Here is a 15,159-nt window from a genome sequence, read left to right on the forward strand (position 1 = left end):
ACGTCAGGCGGCGGAAGCGCAGTTACATAAGGCTCAGGTTATCGTTGCAACCGGCAAATACATCGGAGAAGGTTTTGACTTGCCTCGGTTAGACACGCTGTCTTTAGCCTTGCCCATCGCCTGGAAAGGAACGCTGTCACAGTACGCTGGCAGGATCCACCGAGCGGTTGAAGGCAAACAGGAAGTTACTGTCTATGACTACCTTGATACTGGACTGCCCATGCTTGAACGTATGTTCCGAAAACGCGAGGAAGGCTACAAAGCCATGGGGTGCAAGTTTACCGCTTCAGGGCAAACAAAGCTGCTTTAGACGTTGAGAGCACAGTTAGACCCTGGACAACTAATCAAGCGATGCCTTGGTGACGCTCTTTCTGAGCCCAGCTTTCAAGATTTTCTGCCAGCACACCTTTATCCCCCACCAGACTGCTGGCGAGTTCCTGCTTGAACATTTCGTCAGGGTTGCTAGCAAACAGTATATCGCGTGAACAGACTTTCAGTTGGCCATGATCAGCTTGTTCGATCCGATTCTCCACCCAGTGCGGGACTTCACCAAATTGGAAGCTAAGCTGCGCCCGAAGATTATCGCGAGCTTCATCGAGACGGCCTTCAGAACCGCTCCTGTTGAGCCCAGTTCTCTAAGTTCCCTGCCAACATATCTTTATCCTCCACCAAGCTATTGAGCTGATCCAGATTGATTTCAGCTCCAAGCCACTGCAGATGGCGTTTCAGTCAGCGAGTGATAAACCAATAAACCCGATCGCCTGAATGATTGCCCACAGACGACCGTAAACCGTGGCTCAATAACCTACTGCTTGAGTTGCTCGCAATAAATTACGCCACGTGGTGCATCATATTGCGATCCACTGATGGCTAATGCACAAACACGGCGCGCTGAGCTGGTCACTCTCAGGCAGCAACCTCTTTCTCGTCTTCAATCTCTAGTTCGAGATGGAAGTGAGCCGGCCCTGTCAGGTTGACCAAGGCATCAAGGCTGAACTTGTTAATGCGACCGTTCAGCAGATCATTGAGGCGCGGCTGAGTAATTCCTAATCGGTCGGCTGCATCTTTCTGAGTAATGTTCCACTCCCTCACACGGCCAGCAATTTTTGCCATGAGCTCGGAACGGAGCCTCATATTCAACGCTTCCTCAGGCGTATCCTCAATGGCATCCCACACACTGTTGTAATACTCGATGGCCATTATCTCACCTCACTTAGTAGCTGGACTCAGGGCAGCTCTTTGTATCGCTGTTTGCCCAAATTGATGTCTTTTTGGGACGTCTTTTGGGTTTTCTTCTGGAAGCAGTGGAGAATAAATACCACATCACCTCGATTGGCCACGTAAAAAAACCCGAAAGGCACCGTTATTTTCTCGAACACGGATTTCCATCACACCAGAGCCAACGCTTGGCATCGGACGAAAATCGTCTGACTGACCTCCAGACTGAATTTTGTCTATCTGAAACCCCGCTTCTCTCTTGGCATCCAGAAGGAAGTCGCGCAGCCTATCTTTAGAGTCTCCGACGAATGCAACAGGTTTCTTGCGCGCCACGCTGACTCCTCAATTTTCATAACCATTATATCAATACCGATATAATAGACTCATCAATTAAATAGCTCAAGCTTGATGTCGAAAACTACGGGGTGCCAATGCTCCATTAGGTTCCGTTTATCCATGAATCACGTCTATCGTTAGCCTTGGTCTTACCCAGCAACAGTGGCGACATCAGACCGCCCGACGAGGGAAAGCCGCGAGTTGTTTCATGCCACACAAGGACTTCGACAACTGTGGCTGTAAGGGTTACGCCTACCATAAAGCCGACGTCATGCTCCTCGACCTTTCTCCCAAAGCCAACTGTTAACTTACACTAACGGAAACATCGCAAATAGAAGCCGAAGCAAAACTCAGCATCGGCTGATGGCCACTGTCGACCAGTTCAATCGAGAGTTAGGACAAGGGACAATACAGCTAGGGTTGCCACGTGCAGGCGATGCTTGGGCATTACGTTCTGAACACCGGACTCCGAGCTACACCACTCGATGGGAAGAACTGCCGCATGTACGCTAATCACGCGTACGGAAGCTATAGTTGCTAAATTAGGAAATAGCATTAAAAACTGTGTTTATTTAACCTTTTGAGCACATGTAGTAGCTGATAAATTATTTTTGCGTATATATAGTAAAAAATAAGAAGGAGGCGGTAGTACATCTCACTGCACAATATCAATTTTCCTTAGCATAGAGCCTAAACCTTTCGATCCTAAAGTATTGAGGAACAACATGCCCAAAGAACAAAAGAAAACGCATTTTCAGTATCCTGAAAACCTCATCATAAAAGTAGTTTCTTTAGAAGACGCTATAAAACTTCAATATATCAACGGCATCGAATGCACCCCAGAAAATCTAGCAAATACTGAAATAAAAGATTTCACTTACCACTTACAAAGTATTTTAACCAAATACATCGAAGATCTATCACCTGACATCGAAGACCGCATTGAAAATAAATTTTTTATAGAAACAGAAGGCGAGCATAAAAACAAATATATTGGCATGCTGTTTTTAGAAAACCAACCCCATCAAGAAGCGCTCACACATAAGCTTGCCCTCTTAGCTTACAAAATAACGTACTCCGTTATCACGCAAAAAGATATTTTAAGCGTCACCTATACCGATCAAAAATCATCAGACGACAAAGCATTTATTACAGAACACTCTGAAAAATTCATTAACAAAAAAAATGCACGATCTATTAAGCATCCGTTTACCGTATCACCTGAAATAGATAACAAAACACAACCAAAAGTGGAACTCCTAGTTAGCGGTCAGTATTGTGCACCAACGTTTTCAACACATAAACCGACGCCAATGGAAGGGTATGCTGTACCAGCAGGATATGATGAATACGACAACACAATTTCTCTTTACAGCATCGATTCAACTAATAAAATATCAAGCAAACCTTTCACGCTAATCTGCAACCATGCTGATCATATAATGACATTAGCCTGTGCAAAAGTTAATAACGACATTCTATACTATACCGGCGATCGTTTTGAAAACCCCAAAGGCCCCAACAAACAAAAGACATATGTGTTGTCTACTCTTTCTATTGCGAGCGATGACAATCCCTACAAAAACTTTCAGCTGCAATCTAGCTAACATTAAGCCCTTTTTCTTTTACATACAGATAAGTGGCAGTCACCAAGTAAGCGACTGCCAACTCATAACGATTTCTAACGACATCACTTTCATTTTTAGTTAATAGCAGCCCGGCATATTGCTGATATTTCATTTCTCTACTGCTCTTGACAACTTCAAACATATCTAGCTGAATATCCATATCACTTACTTCTTTCAAACCATAAGGTAGCAACATACTTTTTATGTCATCGCTGAAGTTTTTACCAACCACCTCGTAGTTACCGTGAGCCACTTTAAATGCTGTGACAGTAAGCGCGACAACTTCGACGTGCCTCGTTTCACTCATCAGTAGATGCCGGTGTCGGCCAACTTGGCCAGCAATCTCATTGAGTTCTAGTGCCTCATTAGTCGTTAAGGTTTCACTATCTATTTCTTTAGTGTGTTCAAGCAGCCGATCCCAAGCAGCGTCGCTGATACTGCGCAGCAATCCCAAGGGATAGTCTTGCGACGTCACCCATTGGTCTTTTCCCCGAATTTTGAAACGCATATTGTTTTCAGCCACCTTAACAACATCTTCAAGAATAGCAGCATGACCCGGGGACAATCCTAACGCCTCACTCGCTCGTCGCACGTTCTGCCTTAGCGCGCCTAATCGCAACGCTTTCATCAATAAATGCGGTGTGGGTTCGTGAAATAAAGGAAGGACTTGAGGTAGTGCCGAAGACGGCGTGTAACGTTTAAAATCCTGCAGTTTTATGGCTTCTTTGAGAATGCTGCCATTTGCCCCTTTCACAGGCGTCAGCGCATCCGCCCATTCTAGAATCAAGTGATTATAGTTTAGTAACCCTGTTGAAGGCTGTCGGTGCCCCATTAAGCGCGCCAGACCCATCATCACGCGACGCGAACAGTAATGTTGCTGTCCCATCACCATTTGACGAAGGTGAGCGCTATCTACGTGCTGAGTTATTTTGGTGGCGACAGGCGTGTTTAGCTGCAGCAGAGCGGCTGCCGTTATATTGTAAAACGCATGGCGGGCGTGGTGGAGTGATAGTGTTGGGCTGCCACTCACGTGACGCAATGCATCTATCTCAGCAGCACTGATGGCTGAAGCACTAAGCGCTATGTCGACTTTCCCATCGCGCATCTCACCTAAAAGCGGTATGGATGCCTCACCTCCCAACAGCGCATCATGACGATTAAGCACAGCGTTAAGCGTACGTTGCTCTGTCGCATCGAGAGAAAACAAAAGCGGCACAGCACGTCGAGAGGCCTCACTTTTTAATGTTCGATAACGATTGTTCCTAATCAATACCCAGCAGTAGCCATGAGATTCACACCAATCTCGCCTGAGCAACCCTCTCGCTTCATCCAGCCGCAAACCAAAGCGATACGCGCATAGCAATACAAACTGAAGTAAACACGCAATATCGGGGTCTCGTTGCGATGTTTCTATCCGCTTCAGTGTCTCAAGGTATTCTCGTTCTGAGAGCATTTCAGCTCTCACGTGGCGTCCTTGCTCTGCAACGGGCAGCTCATCCCAGTCAGGCTCTTCAACACCGAGAGAGGCAGCTACGCGATGAAAAGAGCGCAGGCGATGGCTAAAATAGCTCATATCGCTTAGCTGGGTTTCTTGATAATCAACCAACCCCGCATAAAAGGCGGTGATTTCTTCACTACCGAGCGTCATCAGGTCGACACCGTACGCCAGCTCCTCAAAAAGCTTACGCAACGCGCCCCAGTAGCGATGAATACTACTGCTTTCGAACGGCTTAAAGCGCCTTCCCGCTCGTCCCTTACCACTTCGGATAACCGCTGCGATCCAGATGACCAACAGCATGATGGCACTACTAACCTTACCGTTTCGCTGTGTTACCAATTGTTCCAGAGATTTTGCCGTTATTTTAGCCTGCGGCTTGGTGTAGCCATCCAAGATTTGCTTCACCTCTTTAAAAAGAAGTACCGCCTGTTGCTGCAGCTCGTATTTATCGCCGCTAGCCCGTAATAGTGACGGTAGCGTTGTAGGAAGCTCCGAATCCTCAGTGTTGACTGCTGAAGGTGGGAACATCAGCGATTTGCCGTGCACCATACGAATGTGCGCTTGCACAGGGAGGCTGGTGGCCACTATCCGCCCTGCTAACGCGCCAGCCACTGCGCCCGGCAATCCCAGAAGATTGGCTTGATCGACAATAGCGGCCGCCTGCCCAAGTACCTGCTGGATCGTTATACACTCTTGACTCTCACAGCACTGGATAAATGCCTCAGGCAAAGGCGGCGCTTGTTTTGGGATCGTCCAAGGATCGTCGAGCGCTTTGGTAGATGTTAGGCGTTGGCCGTAAGTTAGTAGTGATGCCACATGATATGACACTGTGTGGCGCTGCACGGGGGCTTGCCAGCTGGTGCTATTTAACTGTTCGCTATACTCCAAGTAATAGGCTTTACGGTGATATAACAGCCGAAAGTTGTCCCCTTGGCACACATCCTTCAGCAGGCGCATGTAACAAATACGTTTTTCAATACATAAGAGTAACGCACCGAGCGCTAATGCCTGGCGTTTAGAACAGTGGACTCGAGTAGCGTATGGACGCACCTTCGCTGCCCAATGTATCAATTGCGTCATTAACGTCGTGTAAGTCGGCGCTTGCTCATGAATCAGCGTTTTTTCCGGCAACATCGGAATGTAACGGCGCTGAAACGCATGGCGATGCGGTGACTCATGCCGCTCTAGCAAGCGTGTCAGCACACTAAACCGTAAGGCTGCAGAGGGGTAAGGCGTTTTTCCCTGCTGAAGCAACATTTGCCGCCCCAGTTGATTGATCTCATCAGCGGACAGCGTGGCCATATCACGCCCTTTTAGAAACAACTCAATATCGTTAAGCGCTGCTCTGATAGCGTTTCGTGTTGCCAAGCGACGATTTTTTTCGCGTAGCCGCTGCCCAAATGCCCGGGAAGATGTCGCTGAATCACGCAAGCTGCTCACGGCAGCTACTGGTAAGGAGGCAGGTGGTGCTAGCAAATCAAACGATAGTCGCTCAAAGAGTTCGTTGACCTCTTTGCGATAGGCTGTCCAATCGTCCATCCAGCAGCGGGCCGAGGTGTCGCCATAGGTGGCGACACTTTTTTCCGCATGCCCCAGCCAACCATCCACAACTTCGTTATCGACGCATAATAAGGGTAATTGCTGTGCTAGTCGGTGACGGAAAAGATTGGGGGGTAGTGGCCAGTCGAATAAGGTGGCACCTGGTAGGTCAGTCGCTGACATAGAGTGCCAATTGAGCGACTCATCAAGTAAAAAGAACAGGGGCTGTTCAGCCTTCGCAGGCAATTCTAATAGCGTGTTTATTCGTGATGATATTGCAGGATGGGTGCTCAACAAATGCTCGGCGAGACGTTGGAGGTACGAGAGGTAAGCCTCGACAAACTTAATCGCCTTATCGGCCAATGGCACCATACGACCATTGCGCACACCGCTGCCTTCCGCTTTATCATTAATAAACACAGCAGGGAGGTCGTGATTAAAAAACCGTGGGCTTTCAAAAGGGTCTTTAAGGTACCGACTCCCCGTTGCCGCATAGAGGGCCATGACGCAGTAGCATGCCCACTGATTATGTAGACGCACCAGATCATTGCCTTCTAACGTTTCTTTGAGCTGCTGAGTCGCTTCGCTAATCGCCCTATTGAGCTGGGCTTCAAGCGGTACCAACAAGCTGCCTTGATTCGTCGATTGTAACGTTTCGGCGCCGTGGAACTGATAAGGTAAAGCAAGTCCTTGCTCAATCGCCTCGATATTCCAGCTGGCATAGCTACATGCGCCAGGTAACGCGCTATTGGGGTGAGCGGTTAGCATCCTCGCGAAATGGTGATTGCCTGAGGCATCAAAAACAGATTGGCCCCATACCTCGGAAAGCTTACCGCTGGTAACGCGTGGGCATGCGATGCGCATGCGTTCATTAAACCACACCTCAATTTTTTGGGCTGGCGATACGCTTTGCCACAACTCAGCCAGTGAGGCTTGGGTGGACAATGGTTGACTACTGATTACAAGCGTCTCTCTTACTTCAGGGATTAGTCCAACACACTGCTTTTCGTGAACAGCTGCCACGTAAGGTTGCGCGGCGATATCGGGTTTCCATGCATTACGTCGACGCGGTGACAAGCGAACCATCTGCTTAAGGTTTGATGCTAAAGACCACTCCCCTTGGGCCTCGTCTCCAATGCCCATTGCAAGCACTTGGCTGAGAGACCGCGAAAAACGTATCGCGAGCCACACTAACGCTCCGCCTAATCGCTCTCGCTGATCAGTATGCTTGAGCTGCTGCGCAACCCACTGTTCAATCAGCAAACGCTCAGGTGGTAAAAGCTTGGAATAGCTCCACGGTAGATAATGGGACGTTTCCGCTTGTTGTTGATAAAAGCTACGCCCTGTCAGTTCTTGTTGAGCCTGAGTATCTGTTGCATCAACCGGCAGTAAGTAAATCGCCTCATCAGCCTCTTCATCTAACAACCCCGCCGGGCTAGGACATACTTCTATGAACTGTTCAGATGACTCATCAAGACTTATTAACGGTGTCGGCTCAGAAATGGGTGCAGATAACTCAGCATGCACAAAAGGCTGCGGAGGGAAATCGCGCTGAGTGGTGAAAGCTTTTGTATCACCACTGGCAATCTCGATGATGGCATTGATGAATGCGGTGCCACTTTTACCAAATGTATGGCTTTGCTTGTACTGCTCAGCAGCCAAAGACAACGCGTCAGTAAAACGTTCAAATGTCCAAGTATCAGGTGTCAGGTAACGTCGGGCACGGCGCAAGACATCATCGACGAGTTGCCACTGCGCTTGATAGCGGTCTGCAATCAAAAAGCGTGCTGCGGTACTGATATTTCGATCCGCTAAGCAATGCTCAGTCACTACCCGATTCGCCGCCTGCGCGATCAACCACAAGCGTAGCGCACGCCTTAACACGTATTCAGATGATTGCTCCGCCCCAGGCAGCGGGTAAGTAATTAACGTTATAAGAAACGTTTGCTCTTTAAGGCTGCCTTTATATGTTTGTTTCGTTTTTGTAGCGTCTCCTGCATGAGGAAATGCAGGATACTGAAGGTTGATCAAGGGATCTTGACGAATGGCTTTCGCCAGATCATCTAGCGAGGCAAGGGTGGGATTTTGCCGCCATCGAGCCAGAATGTCTTTTGATTCAGGATGGTGAAATTCATTAACCAGGTTGCCAATCGCGACGACCTGGTGATCCAATCCAAGCGTCCAAAAAGCCAGTTCCAGAGCATCACTGAGATCATGCTGGGCAGCCCATTGGCATATATCGCGATAGGGGTGGCCAAAGCGCGCTATTTGCTTACCAGTGCTTATATCGTCTCTTTTGACCGCGAACGTATGCTCTACCATTACGACTTATTCATTCTTATATAGACAGTTACTATATATCTAAAAAACATATAAATAATAGTGATAGCCACCAATATCTCTTGATACCAAGCACGAGTAGCCAAAGTAGTTGCGCACCAGAGCTGTCAACCTGCCATTTTGGATTACTCATATAACTAAAGATGGTGTCGCCACCAGCCAAACAAATTCTGCCTTGCTAAACCTCGTGAACAGGTGTGGCATGCCCAGACAACATTTAACGTTACATGCACGACAGACCAGGGGTTGCCTGAGTGGCGTGGTTCACAAGTGGTGGCAAAAAATTTTTAGGGCACCAACTAGCGGTGCGCCCAAATATCTTTGGCCACTTTGAGGGAAGCAGTTGCTTAACTCTAAGTAGGTATCGTGGGCAAAAGGCAACTATCGCTGCTCACTGGTAATTGACGAGTTTGATGTCACAATCGTCCAAAGTGAGCGTGGGCCCAACAGACGTTCCAGCACCCAAGCGCTAGGCAGACTCAGAAGGTAGCCATCGGAATAACCTATCCCATGCAAAGCCTATTTTGGGATAGGGTTTACCACCCATGAATCAGCAGGGGCCCAGTTTCCGATAGAGAAGTTATCTTGCACGCTGAAGTGGCGCGATAACGATTTCCCAAAGCATTTCTGCTGCCCCTTCCTGAGATAGCTTCTGATGTTGACGCCCTTGGAAAGCCATTCCCATGCTCGTTAGGTAAAGGGCTTGGTCGTCTGCTTGCACCGAAAGAGCCTCGTTAAAGGAGTTACTGCTGAAAGAGTCACCACCCTGACTGTAATAGATCCCTGCTCCCATTTGCCCTCCAACATACACTGTCGCCGTCGCGACGCTCTCTCCATCTTTATAGATGGTCGCAAAAAAACGATTAGCATCGATTCGACGAAATACACCTTCGTAACCTGGGTTCCGTGCTTGGAGCTCATTCAGAGAGTTTTCGAAAAAGCGCGCAATGTATTCAAATGTGTCGATTTGGAACCGGTCTTTGTCCAGCTGAGTAAAGGTCTTAGCGACTCGAAGGTTACTCGAACGCGGGCCGGCAACTACAGACTGCTGGGTATGCATCAAAGCCCCAACATCCACGCGTTCGGCGCTTGATTGAGTGCTTCGCCACCTTTCAGCCGCTTTGCGAACCTCCTTCGCGACCTGTAACAATGCTTCGTCTCTATCCGGCCAGAGAGTGACCGGCTTTCCATCCTGGGGGGTGCCAAGCAGCTTTCCAAATGGGGCGTGGTGCCAATCGCATGCTCGCAAAATCACTGGAATGACGATTGCCTCCTTAGCGTTGTGGCGTTCCATGGCACGCGCCATCTCTATGTTGTAGCAATAGTCGGAAGCAATGAAATCAGGACTCACTAACAGCAAAATTATCTCATCGCTGTTGATATGTTGATCAATGGCTGCGTCGATTTCCTGACCAGCACCAATTCTTCGATCGTGCCAGCTGTCGATAACACCTTGACGCTTGAGCATCGCTAGCTGCTTTTCTAGCTGATCTCTCAGCACCTCGTCAGCGTGACAGTATGAGAAAAAAACGTTTGGCAAAATGAGTACTCCAAGCCTATAAGACCTGCCTGATCTTACGACTTTTTCAGCTCTTAAAGAAAAATATATTTAGCATTTCGGCAAGAGGTTATCCGCCCTATCTATGGCATGCACACAACGGCGCAAAGCAGCCAGTGATAATAAACGACCTGTTTGCACTGTGAGACCCGGTTAGCGTTCATGATGGGAGCATTTGCGTTGATGCAGCATGTGACGCATAGCACATCCAATATGGTTATACCGCTCTACTTTTAAATTGAAATTTTGTTCGAATCAGGTATTTCCGAGCAGAGTGTTTATTTAATCTTTTCAATTGCTGGCTGATGTCCAATAGGATGTCCTTCTACTGCGCTCGCGTTCCTTCTGCCGGAAGCGCTTCACATAGTCGGCGGATGCCATCTCGTCCACCTTTAGCTCCAGTGCGCAGTTAATCAAGGAGGCCATGGTATTGTCCGTGATCTTCAAGTCACTGGGCAGCCGCCCAAACACCTGAGCACTGCTTTCCTCGATGGCAGCGAGGAAGGCCCTGAGAAAATCACCTTTTGACGATCTAGAGCTCTCCGTGGCCGCCTTGGTTAGCGGATCAGTAGCTTCAATATCTGCGTCGCTAGCATCCTGGGCTAGTTCGTCCATGAAGTCGCTTAGTGATGGCCAATATTTTAGGTCATATTGATAGTGTAAGCGGCTAAGCTTATCCCCAATCTCCATTCCAAACAAAGGGTTGTGTTCAGAGGCTTCTTCGATTACTTCGCAGACATGATAATGGGTATTGCTGGCGAAGCCGGAAAGATTATGGAGCACGCTGCGCTCATCCAGCAGCGTCGAGAGCTCCATAGCCTTGTCCGCAATCTGCCGATTGACCTCAATGAGACGATATCGACTAGCACGGGCGGCCTTCATGTCTTCCGGTTTCCAAAATGCGGCTGTACTTAAAAGCTTGGCGAGAAATTCCTGCAGTGCATGAGGGTGATGGCCGAGCTTACGGTGCAGTTCCAGATAGGCGCTTTCCAGCTCGTGGCCTCTGTTCAACAGTCTATCAATCACTCTGCTCTCACTCGGCAAACAGTGATGCTCCAAATTGTATTGTTTACTCTTTCGCAGAATGTCTTCGCAAACGGCTAGGGGAGAGGCTGGCGGCTTGAGGTGGGTCATGTGCTTATCTCCGTGAAGTTTGAAAGATAGCTTACCGGCCTTCTCTCAGGCTGTCGGTACCCGAAACCGTTTATTTCTAATGAGCTTTAGGTACCTGTTGCCACAAGCATATCTAATTTTAGTAAGCACTCTCAAGGCGTACAAAATATGGCAGGCTTGAGGCCACTGTGGCCTCCCAGTAACCGCGAAGGTTTGAAACGATTTAAGAAAGGGCTAGCGGGATAAAATTTATTTAGGGAGCGGAAATAGCCCTTTTCCTCCCCAGGGTTTGGGGTATCACATTGGTATAGAAGCATGCTATTGCTGGGGTAACCGCTTATGACCTTTTCTGGAATGGGGCGCAGGTGATGTGTTGATTACACAGTCGTGATAACAATGGATGAATTAAAAACCGATCCACAGGGGGCGCTACATCAGTGTATCTAGCAAAACTGAAAATAACGAACTTCAGAAAATTGCAATCTGTTGACCTTGAGTTTCAGCCCGGGCTGAACGTCCTGGTCGGCTCTAACAACATTGGCAAGACCGCTATTGTTGATGCATTGCGCGCGCTACTTGCAGGATACGACGAGCCATACCCGCGCTTTAACAACGACGATATGCATCGACCAAAGGGGGGCGATCCGGCAGGTGACATCCAGTTTAAGTACGTCTTCCAGGATTTGGACGTAGACGACGAAGCAGACTTTCTGGCAGCACTGAAGCCGGACGAAGATGGCAGGTTTGAAGCTCACATTAACATCCGTTATTCAGAAGCTGACAAGATTGGCAGGCTGCGAGTAAGGCGTTGGTGTGGAGACCATGAAGAGATAGGCCTGACCGCGGATATGATCGAGAACCTTCGCGGTGTCTACCTGCCACCTCTTAGAGATGCTTCACAGGGTCTCAAGCCCAATCGCCATAGCAAGCTGGCTCGACTATTTCAGCTCCTTGCCGATGATGAAGGTCGTGATGGAATTAATGAAGCACTTAAACTGCTCGATGAAGAGCTAAGGGGCCACGATCCGATTATTACCGCTCACTCGGCCATCACAAGTCGGCATGACACGATGCTAGGGTCTCAGCTAGCCCAAGTGTTGGATTTGGGATTGAGCGGAAGCGATTTTCAGAAGCTGGCATCACGCCTGTCGTTAGTAGTGGACGACTTCGAAATTGAACAGAACGGCCTTGGATTTAACAATCTGATTTACATGGCGGTGGTTCTCTGTGAGCTGGCCAGGAACGCTGACGCGAGTTACCGAGGCCTGATCATTGAGGAGCCTGAGGCACACTTGCATCCGCAGTTGCAGGCGGTGTTGCTAGATTACCTGGAATCGATTCAAGATGGGGAGGGTGAGAAGCCCGTTCAGTTGTTTGTTTCTAGCCATTCCCCCAACTTCGCCAGCATTGCTAATCTCGACAGTCTCACCTGTCTGGTCGAAACAGCCACTGGCGTGGAGACTTTCTTCCCACGCACCATCCAATTTGAAAGGGGAAAAAGAGAAAAGCTCGAACGCTACCTTGATGTGACCCGCGCTGAACTGTTTTTTGCCCGTCGTATCATCTTCGTTGAAGGCGCGGCCGAATTGATGCTGGTCAATGTGCTCGCGGAAATGTGTGGCTATAACCTGCGCAAGCACGGCGTCAGCCTAATCAGTGTCGAAGGACTCAATTTTGACTCTTTTTTGCCTCTGTTTGGCGAGGAGGCCCTGAAAATTCCAGTATCCGTGATCACCGACGCGGATCCAGTAAGTGAAGCGGATGAAACCGGAGAAACGGTGGCCGTTTATCCCACGTTCGACGAGGAAATTAGGGTTTCAAACAATACCGCCAGGATGAAGAAAAACGAGGATTCCCTCGTTAAGGTTTTCTGCGGTCTCAAAACTCTCGAATATGATCTGGCGTTGGTTGACGTTAATCGCATCGCAATGCTGGCTGCACTTAGAAATATGCACCCGAGAATCGCGCAAGACCTCCAGACTAAGGTCGAAGAGGAAGATGGCGATGCAGCCAAAGCACGGACTTTATTCAGCGGCATGTTTGAGCGCAAACAAAATAATGTGCAGAAGGGCCGCTTTGGCCAGTCACTGGCGCAAGTTATTGCCGAAGGCAATGCTTTTGTAGTGCCAGACTATATCCAGAATGCGATTTCTCATGCCTGTCAAACAGCGGAGGCCAAGTAGTGAACCACCCTTCCGAAGAGCAGACGCAGGTTATAGATGCCTCAGTAGAGCCCTTGTCAGTAATTGCCTGTGCTGGCAGCGGCAAGACATTCACTGCCGTGCGACGTCTGGCCAATATTCGTCAAAAACTTGGTAATCATCGTGGACGTGTGGCACTCCTGTCCTTCTCCAATGTCGCTGTAGATACTTTCCGAAAGGAATATCAAGATCTGGGGCTCAGCAGCAACGTCAACAACCGCGTGGACATAAATACGCTGGATACTTTCATCACCAGCAATGTGTTGCGCCCTCATGCCTATCGGACGATGGGCGCGCAACAGACGGCTTTCCTTGTGACCGGTGGAGAAGCATTTCTGAAAGGATTCACCTTTCAAACGGATCCTTACCCGCGCGCTATCAATGAAATGCAGGTCGGTATTGACGCTGGAGGTGTCTACTTCTGCTACTCGGATATTAAAAGTGAAATGCACAGGCTCAATACTGCCCAAGCTGCAGACGTGGTGCATCGCCTTGGGCGGATCGGTGCCTACACACACAACCTCGGGCGTTACTGGTGCTATCGCACGTTAGCAGATCAACCTGGGATTCTGCGTGCTCTGGTTCGCCGTTATCCGCATATCCTGATTGACGAGGCTCAGGATATCGGAACGGTTCATCAGGTCATCATCGAGCAGCTAGTGAGTGCTGGTTGCCAGGTCTCGCTGATAGGAGATCCAAATCAGGGTATTTATGAATTTGCCAGTGCTGATGGGGCGTTCTTGTCAAAGTACGGGCAACGTGACGGCGTAAATAGCCTCGAATTGAAGAGAAACTTCCGGTCCGTGCCACCAATCCTTGATCTGGCCAACCATCTGGCCGGACGAACCGATGCCGCAGATAGGGAAGCGCCTGATACAGTCCATGGTACCTTCTTTGTAGCTTACGGTAAGAATGACAGAGAGCAACTCATTGTTTCGTTTCAGAGAGCAGTGGAGGCCGCTGGCCTTAGGTTGGAGCGTTCGGCGGTACTCTGCCGCGGACGCAAACAGGCAGATAAACTGGCTGGCAACAAAGGGTCTCCGGGCTGGGGCATCGTCAAACGGTTTACACAGGCTGCAATTCTGCGCGACCGTTTTAAAGACTATCAAGGTGCATTCAGGCTGGTGGCTATCGGTATCGTCAACCTACTCGTTGATGCTCCAAATGGGATGTTGGCTAAGCTAACATCCCAACATGAGGATCAGGCGTTACGTCGGCTCATCTGGGCTTTTACTCGCAATCCTGATATGGGACTGCCCGGTGTATCGCTCAATGGAAAAGCGCAGTGGCACCCCCTATTACTTAATAGAGTCAAAACTTTACTGGCTCAAATTAATAAAGATTGTGGTCTGACGAGCGTCGATAAGCTTGGTAGCAAACTCACTACAAGAGATTTGCCTGATGGACCGTTACTATCTGCCGCTGACCTGAATGGGAATAATTACCGACCCCGAATTCGCGTTGACACAGTTCATCAGGCGAAGGGAGAAAGCCTGGATGCAGTGCTGTATTTGACAAACAAGGAACATGCCGAAGGCTTAATGAACGGCGTGGATACAGAGATCGGGCGTATTGGCTATGTTGCGGTTACCCGCGCCCGGAACTTGTTTTGGCTTGGTGTGCCAGCCAGTGCGTTAGTTGATTTACGGCCAGGATTACTCGATCTTGGCTTTCAGGAAACTGAGGCATAAGGTCATCTACGTTCGACCTATCTCAACAGCTTGACTG

The 15,159-nt window shown here is 48.9% G+C and carries 11 protein-coding genes and 1 pseudogene; 5 read left to right on the plus strand and 7 right to left on the minus strand.

The window, feature by feature from the left end:
* Window positions 1-310 (plus strand): annotated as a pseudogene (locus tag HALA3H3_RS05505) (TOTE conflict system archaeo-eukaryotic primase domain-containing protein); the annotation flags it as partial.
* Window positions 311-344: 34 nt separating this feature from the next.
* Here HALA3H3_RS05505 and HALA3H3_RS26910 read toward each other — a convergent pair.
* The 4 genes from HALA3H3_RS26910 to HALA3H3_RS05520 form a co-directional block, all read right to left on the minus strand.
* The gene (locus HALA3H3_RS26910) at window positions 345-533 is read right to left on the minus strand and encodes a hypothetical protein (protein ID WP_022520313.1); all 189 of its coding nucleotides are present in this window, start codon (window positions 531-533) and stop codon (window positions 345-347) included.
* Window positions 534-906: 373 nt separating this feature from the next.
* Window positions 907-1,200, minus strand: coding sequence for a helix-turn-helix domain-containing protein (locus tag HALA3H3_RS05515; RefSeq protein ID WP_022520314.1), 294 nt, complete (start codon window positions 1,198-1,200; stop codon window positions 907-909).
* Between the two features lie 26 nt (window positions 1,201-1,226).
* Window positions 1,227-1,379 (minus strand): type II toxin-antitoxin system RelE/ParE family toxin, encoded by a 153-nt coding sequence (locus tag HALA3H3_RS27805; RefSeq protein ID WP_350339985.1) that lies wholly within the window; start codon window positions 1,377-1,379, stop codon window positions 1,227-1,229.
* The gene (locus tag HALA3H3_RS05520; protein WP_022520315.1) at window positions 1,324-1,551 is read right to left on the minus strand and encodes a type II toxin-antitoxin system RelE/ParE family toxin; all 228 of its coding nucleotides are present in this window, start codon (window positions 1,549-1,551) and stop codon (window positions 1,324-1,326) included. The genes HALA3H3_RS27805 and HALA3H3_RS05520 overlap by 56 nt, the downstream gene beginning before the upstream one ends.
* Before the next feature lie 366 nt (window positions 1,552-1,917).
* On the opposite strand from HALA3H3_RS05520, the gene HALA3H3_RS25980 reads away from it, so the two are divergent.
* Both HALA3H3_RS25980 and HALA3H3_RS05525 read left to right on the plus strand, forming a co-directional pair.
* Window positions 1,918-2,067 carry a DUF4113 domain-containing protein gene (locus tag HALA3H3_RS25980; RefSeq protein ID WP_082116821.1) on the plus strand — a complete coding sequence of 50 codons (150 nt, stop codon included), beginning with the start codon at window positions 1,918-1,920 and terminating at the stop codon, window positions 2,065-2,067.
* A gap of 212 nt (window positions 2,068-2,279) precedes the next feature.
* On the plus strand, window positions 2,280-3,161 hold the full coding sequence (locus tag HALA3H3_RS05525) for a hypothetical protein (protein WP_022520319.1): 882 nt from the start codon (window positions 2,280-2,282) through the stop codon (window positions 3,159-3,161).
* On the opposite strand, the gene HALA3H3_RS05530 is transcribed toward HALA3H3_RS05525, so the two are convergent.
* The 3 genes from HALA3H3_RS05530 to HALA3H3_RS05540 form a co-directional block, all read right to left on the minus strand.
* The gene (locus HALA3H3_RS05530; protein ID WP_022520320.1) at window positions 3,154-8,541 is read right to left on the minus strand and encodes a phage integrase; all 5,388 of its coding nucleotides are present in this window, start codon (window positions 8,539-8,541) and stop codon (window positions 3,154-3,156) included. The two genes, HALA3H3_RS05525 and HALA3H3_RS05530, sit on opposite strands and share 8 nt — an antisense overlap.
* 598 nt (window positions 8,542-9,139) lie before the next feature.
* Complete coding sequence (locus HALA3H3_RS05535) at window positions 9,140-10,099, minus strand: toll/interleukin-1 receptor domain-containing protein (protein ID WP_022520322.1); 960 nt, start codon at window positions 10,097-10,099, stop codon at window positions 9,140-9,142.
* Between the two features lie 309 nt (window positions 10,100-10,408).
* Entirely contained in the window at window positions 10,409-11,251 is an 843-nt protein-coding gene (locus HALA3H3_RS05540) for a hypothetical protein (protein ID WP_022520323.1), read from the minus strand.
* Window positions 11,252-11,667: 416 nt separating this feature from the next.
* Here HALA3H3_RS05540 and HALA3H3_RS05545 point away from each other — a divergent pair, with 416 nt between their 5' ends.
* The gene (locus HALA3H3_RS05545) at window positions 11,668-13,413 is read left to right on the plus strand and encodes an ATP-dependent nuclease (RefSeq protein WP_022520324.1); all 1,746 of its coding nucleotides are present in this window, start codon (window positions 11,668-11,670) and stop codon (window positions 13,411-13,413) included.
* Window positions 13,413-15,122, plus strand: a complete 1,710-nt coding sequence (locus tag HALA3H3_RS05550; RefSeq protein WP_022520325.1) for an ATP-dependent helicase — start codon at window positions 13,413-13,415, stop codon at window positions 15,120-15,122. Before HALA3H3_RS05545 ends, HALA3H3_RS05550 begins: the two co-directional genes overlap by 1 nt.
* The last annotated feature ends 37 nt before the right edge of the window (window positions 15,123-15,159 follow it).

Origin of the sequence: Halomonas sp. A3H3 (assembly GCF_000982975.1) — a bacterium.
Lineage (GTDB): Bacteria > Pseudomonadota > Gammaproteobacteria > Pseudomonadales > Halomonadaceae > Vreelandella > Vreelandella titanicae.

Excerpts from the sequence above, each read along its gene's own strand:
- HALA3H3_RS05515 (WP_022520314.1), bottom strand. The coding sequence starts at position 1,200 with ATGGCCATCGAGTATTACAACAGTGTGTGGGATGCCATTGAGGATACG.
- HALA3H3_RS25980 (WP_082116821.1), top strand. The coding sequence starts at position 1,918 with ATGGCCACTGTCGACCAGTTCAATCGAGAGTTAGGACAAGGGACAATA.
- HALA3H3_RS05525 (WP_022520319.1), top strand. The coding sequence starts at position 2,280 with ATGCCCAAAGAACAAAAGAAAACGCATTTTCAGTATCCTGAAAACCTC.
- HALA3H3_RS05530 (WP_022520320.1), bottom strand. The coding sequence starts at position 8,541 with ATGGTAGAGCATACGTTCGCGGTCAAAAGAGACGATATAAGCACTGGT.
- HALA3H3_RS05540 (WP_022520323.1), bottom strand. The coding sequence starts at position 11,251 with ATGACCCACCTCAAGCCGCCAGCCTCTCCCCTAGCCGTTTGCGAAGAC.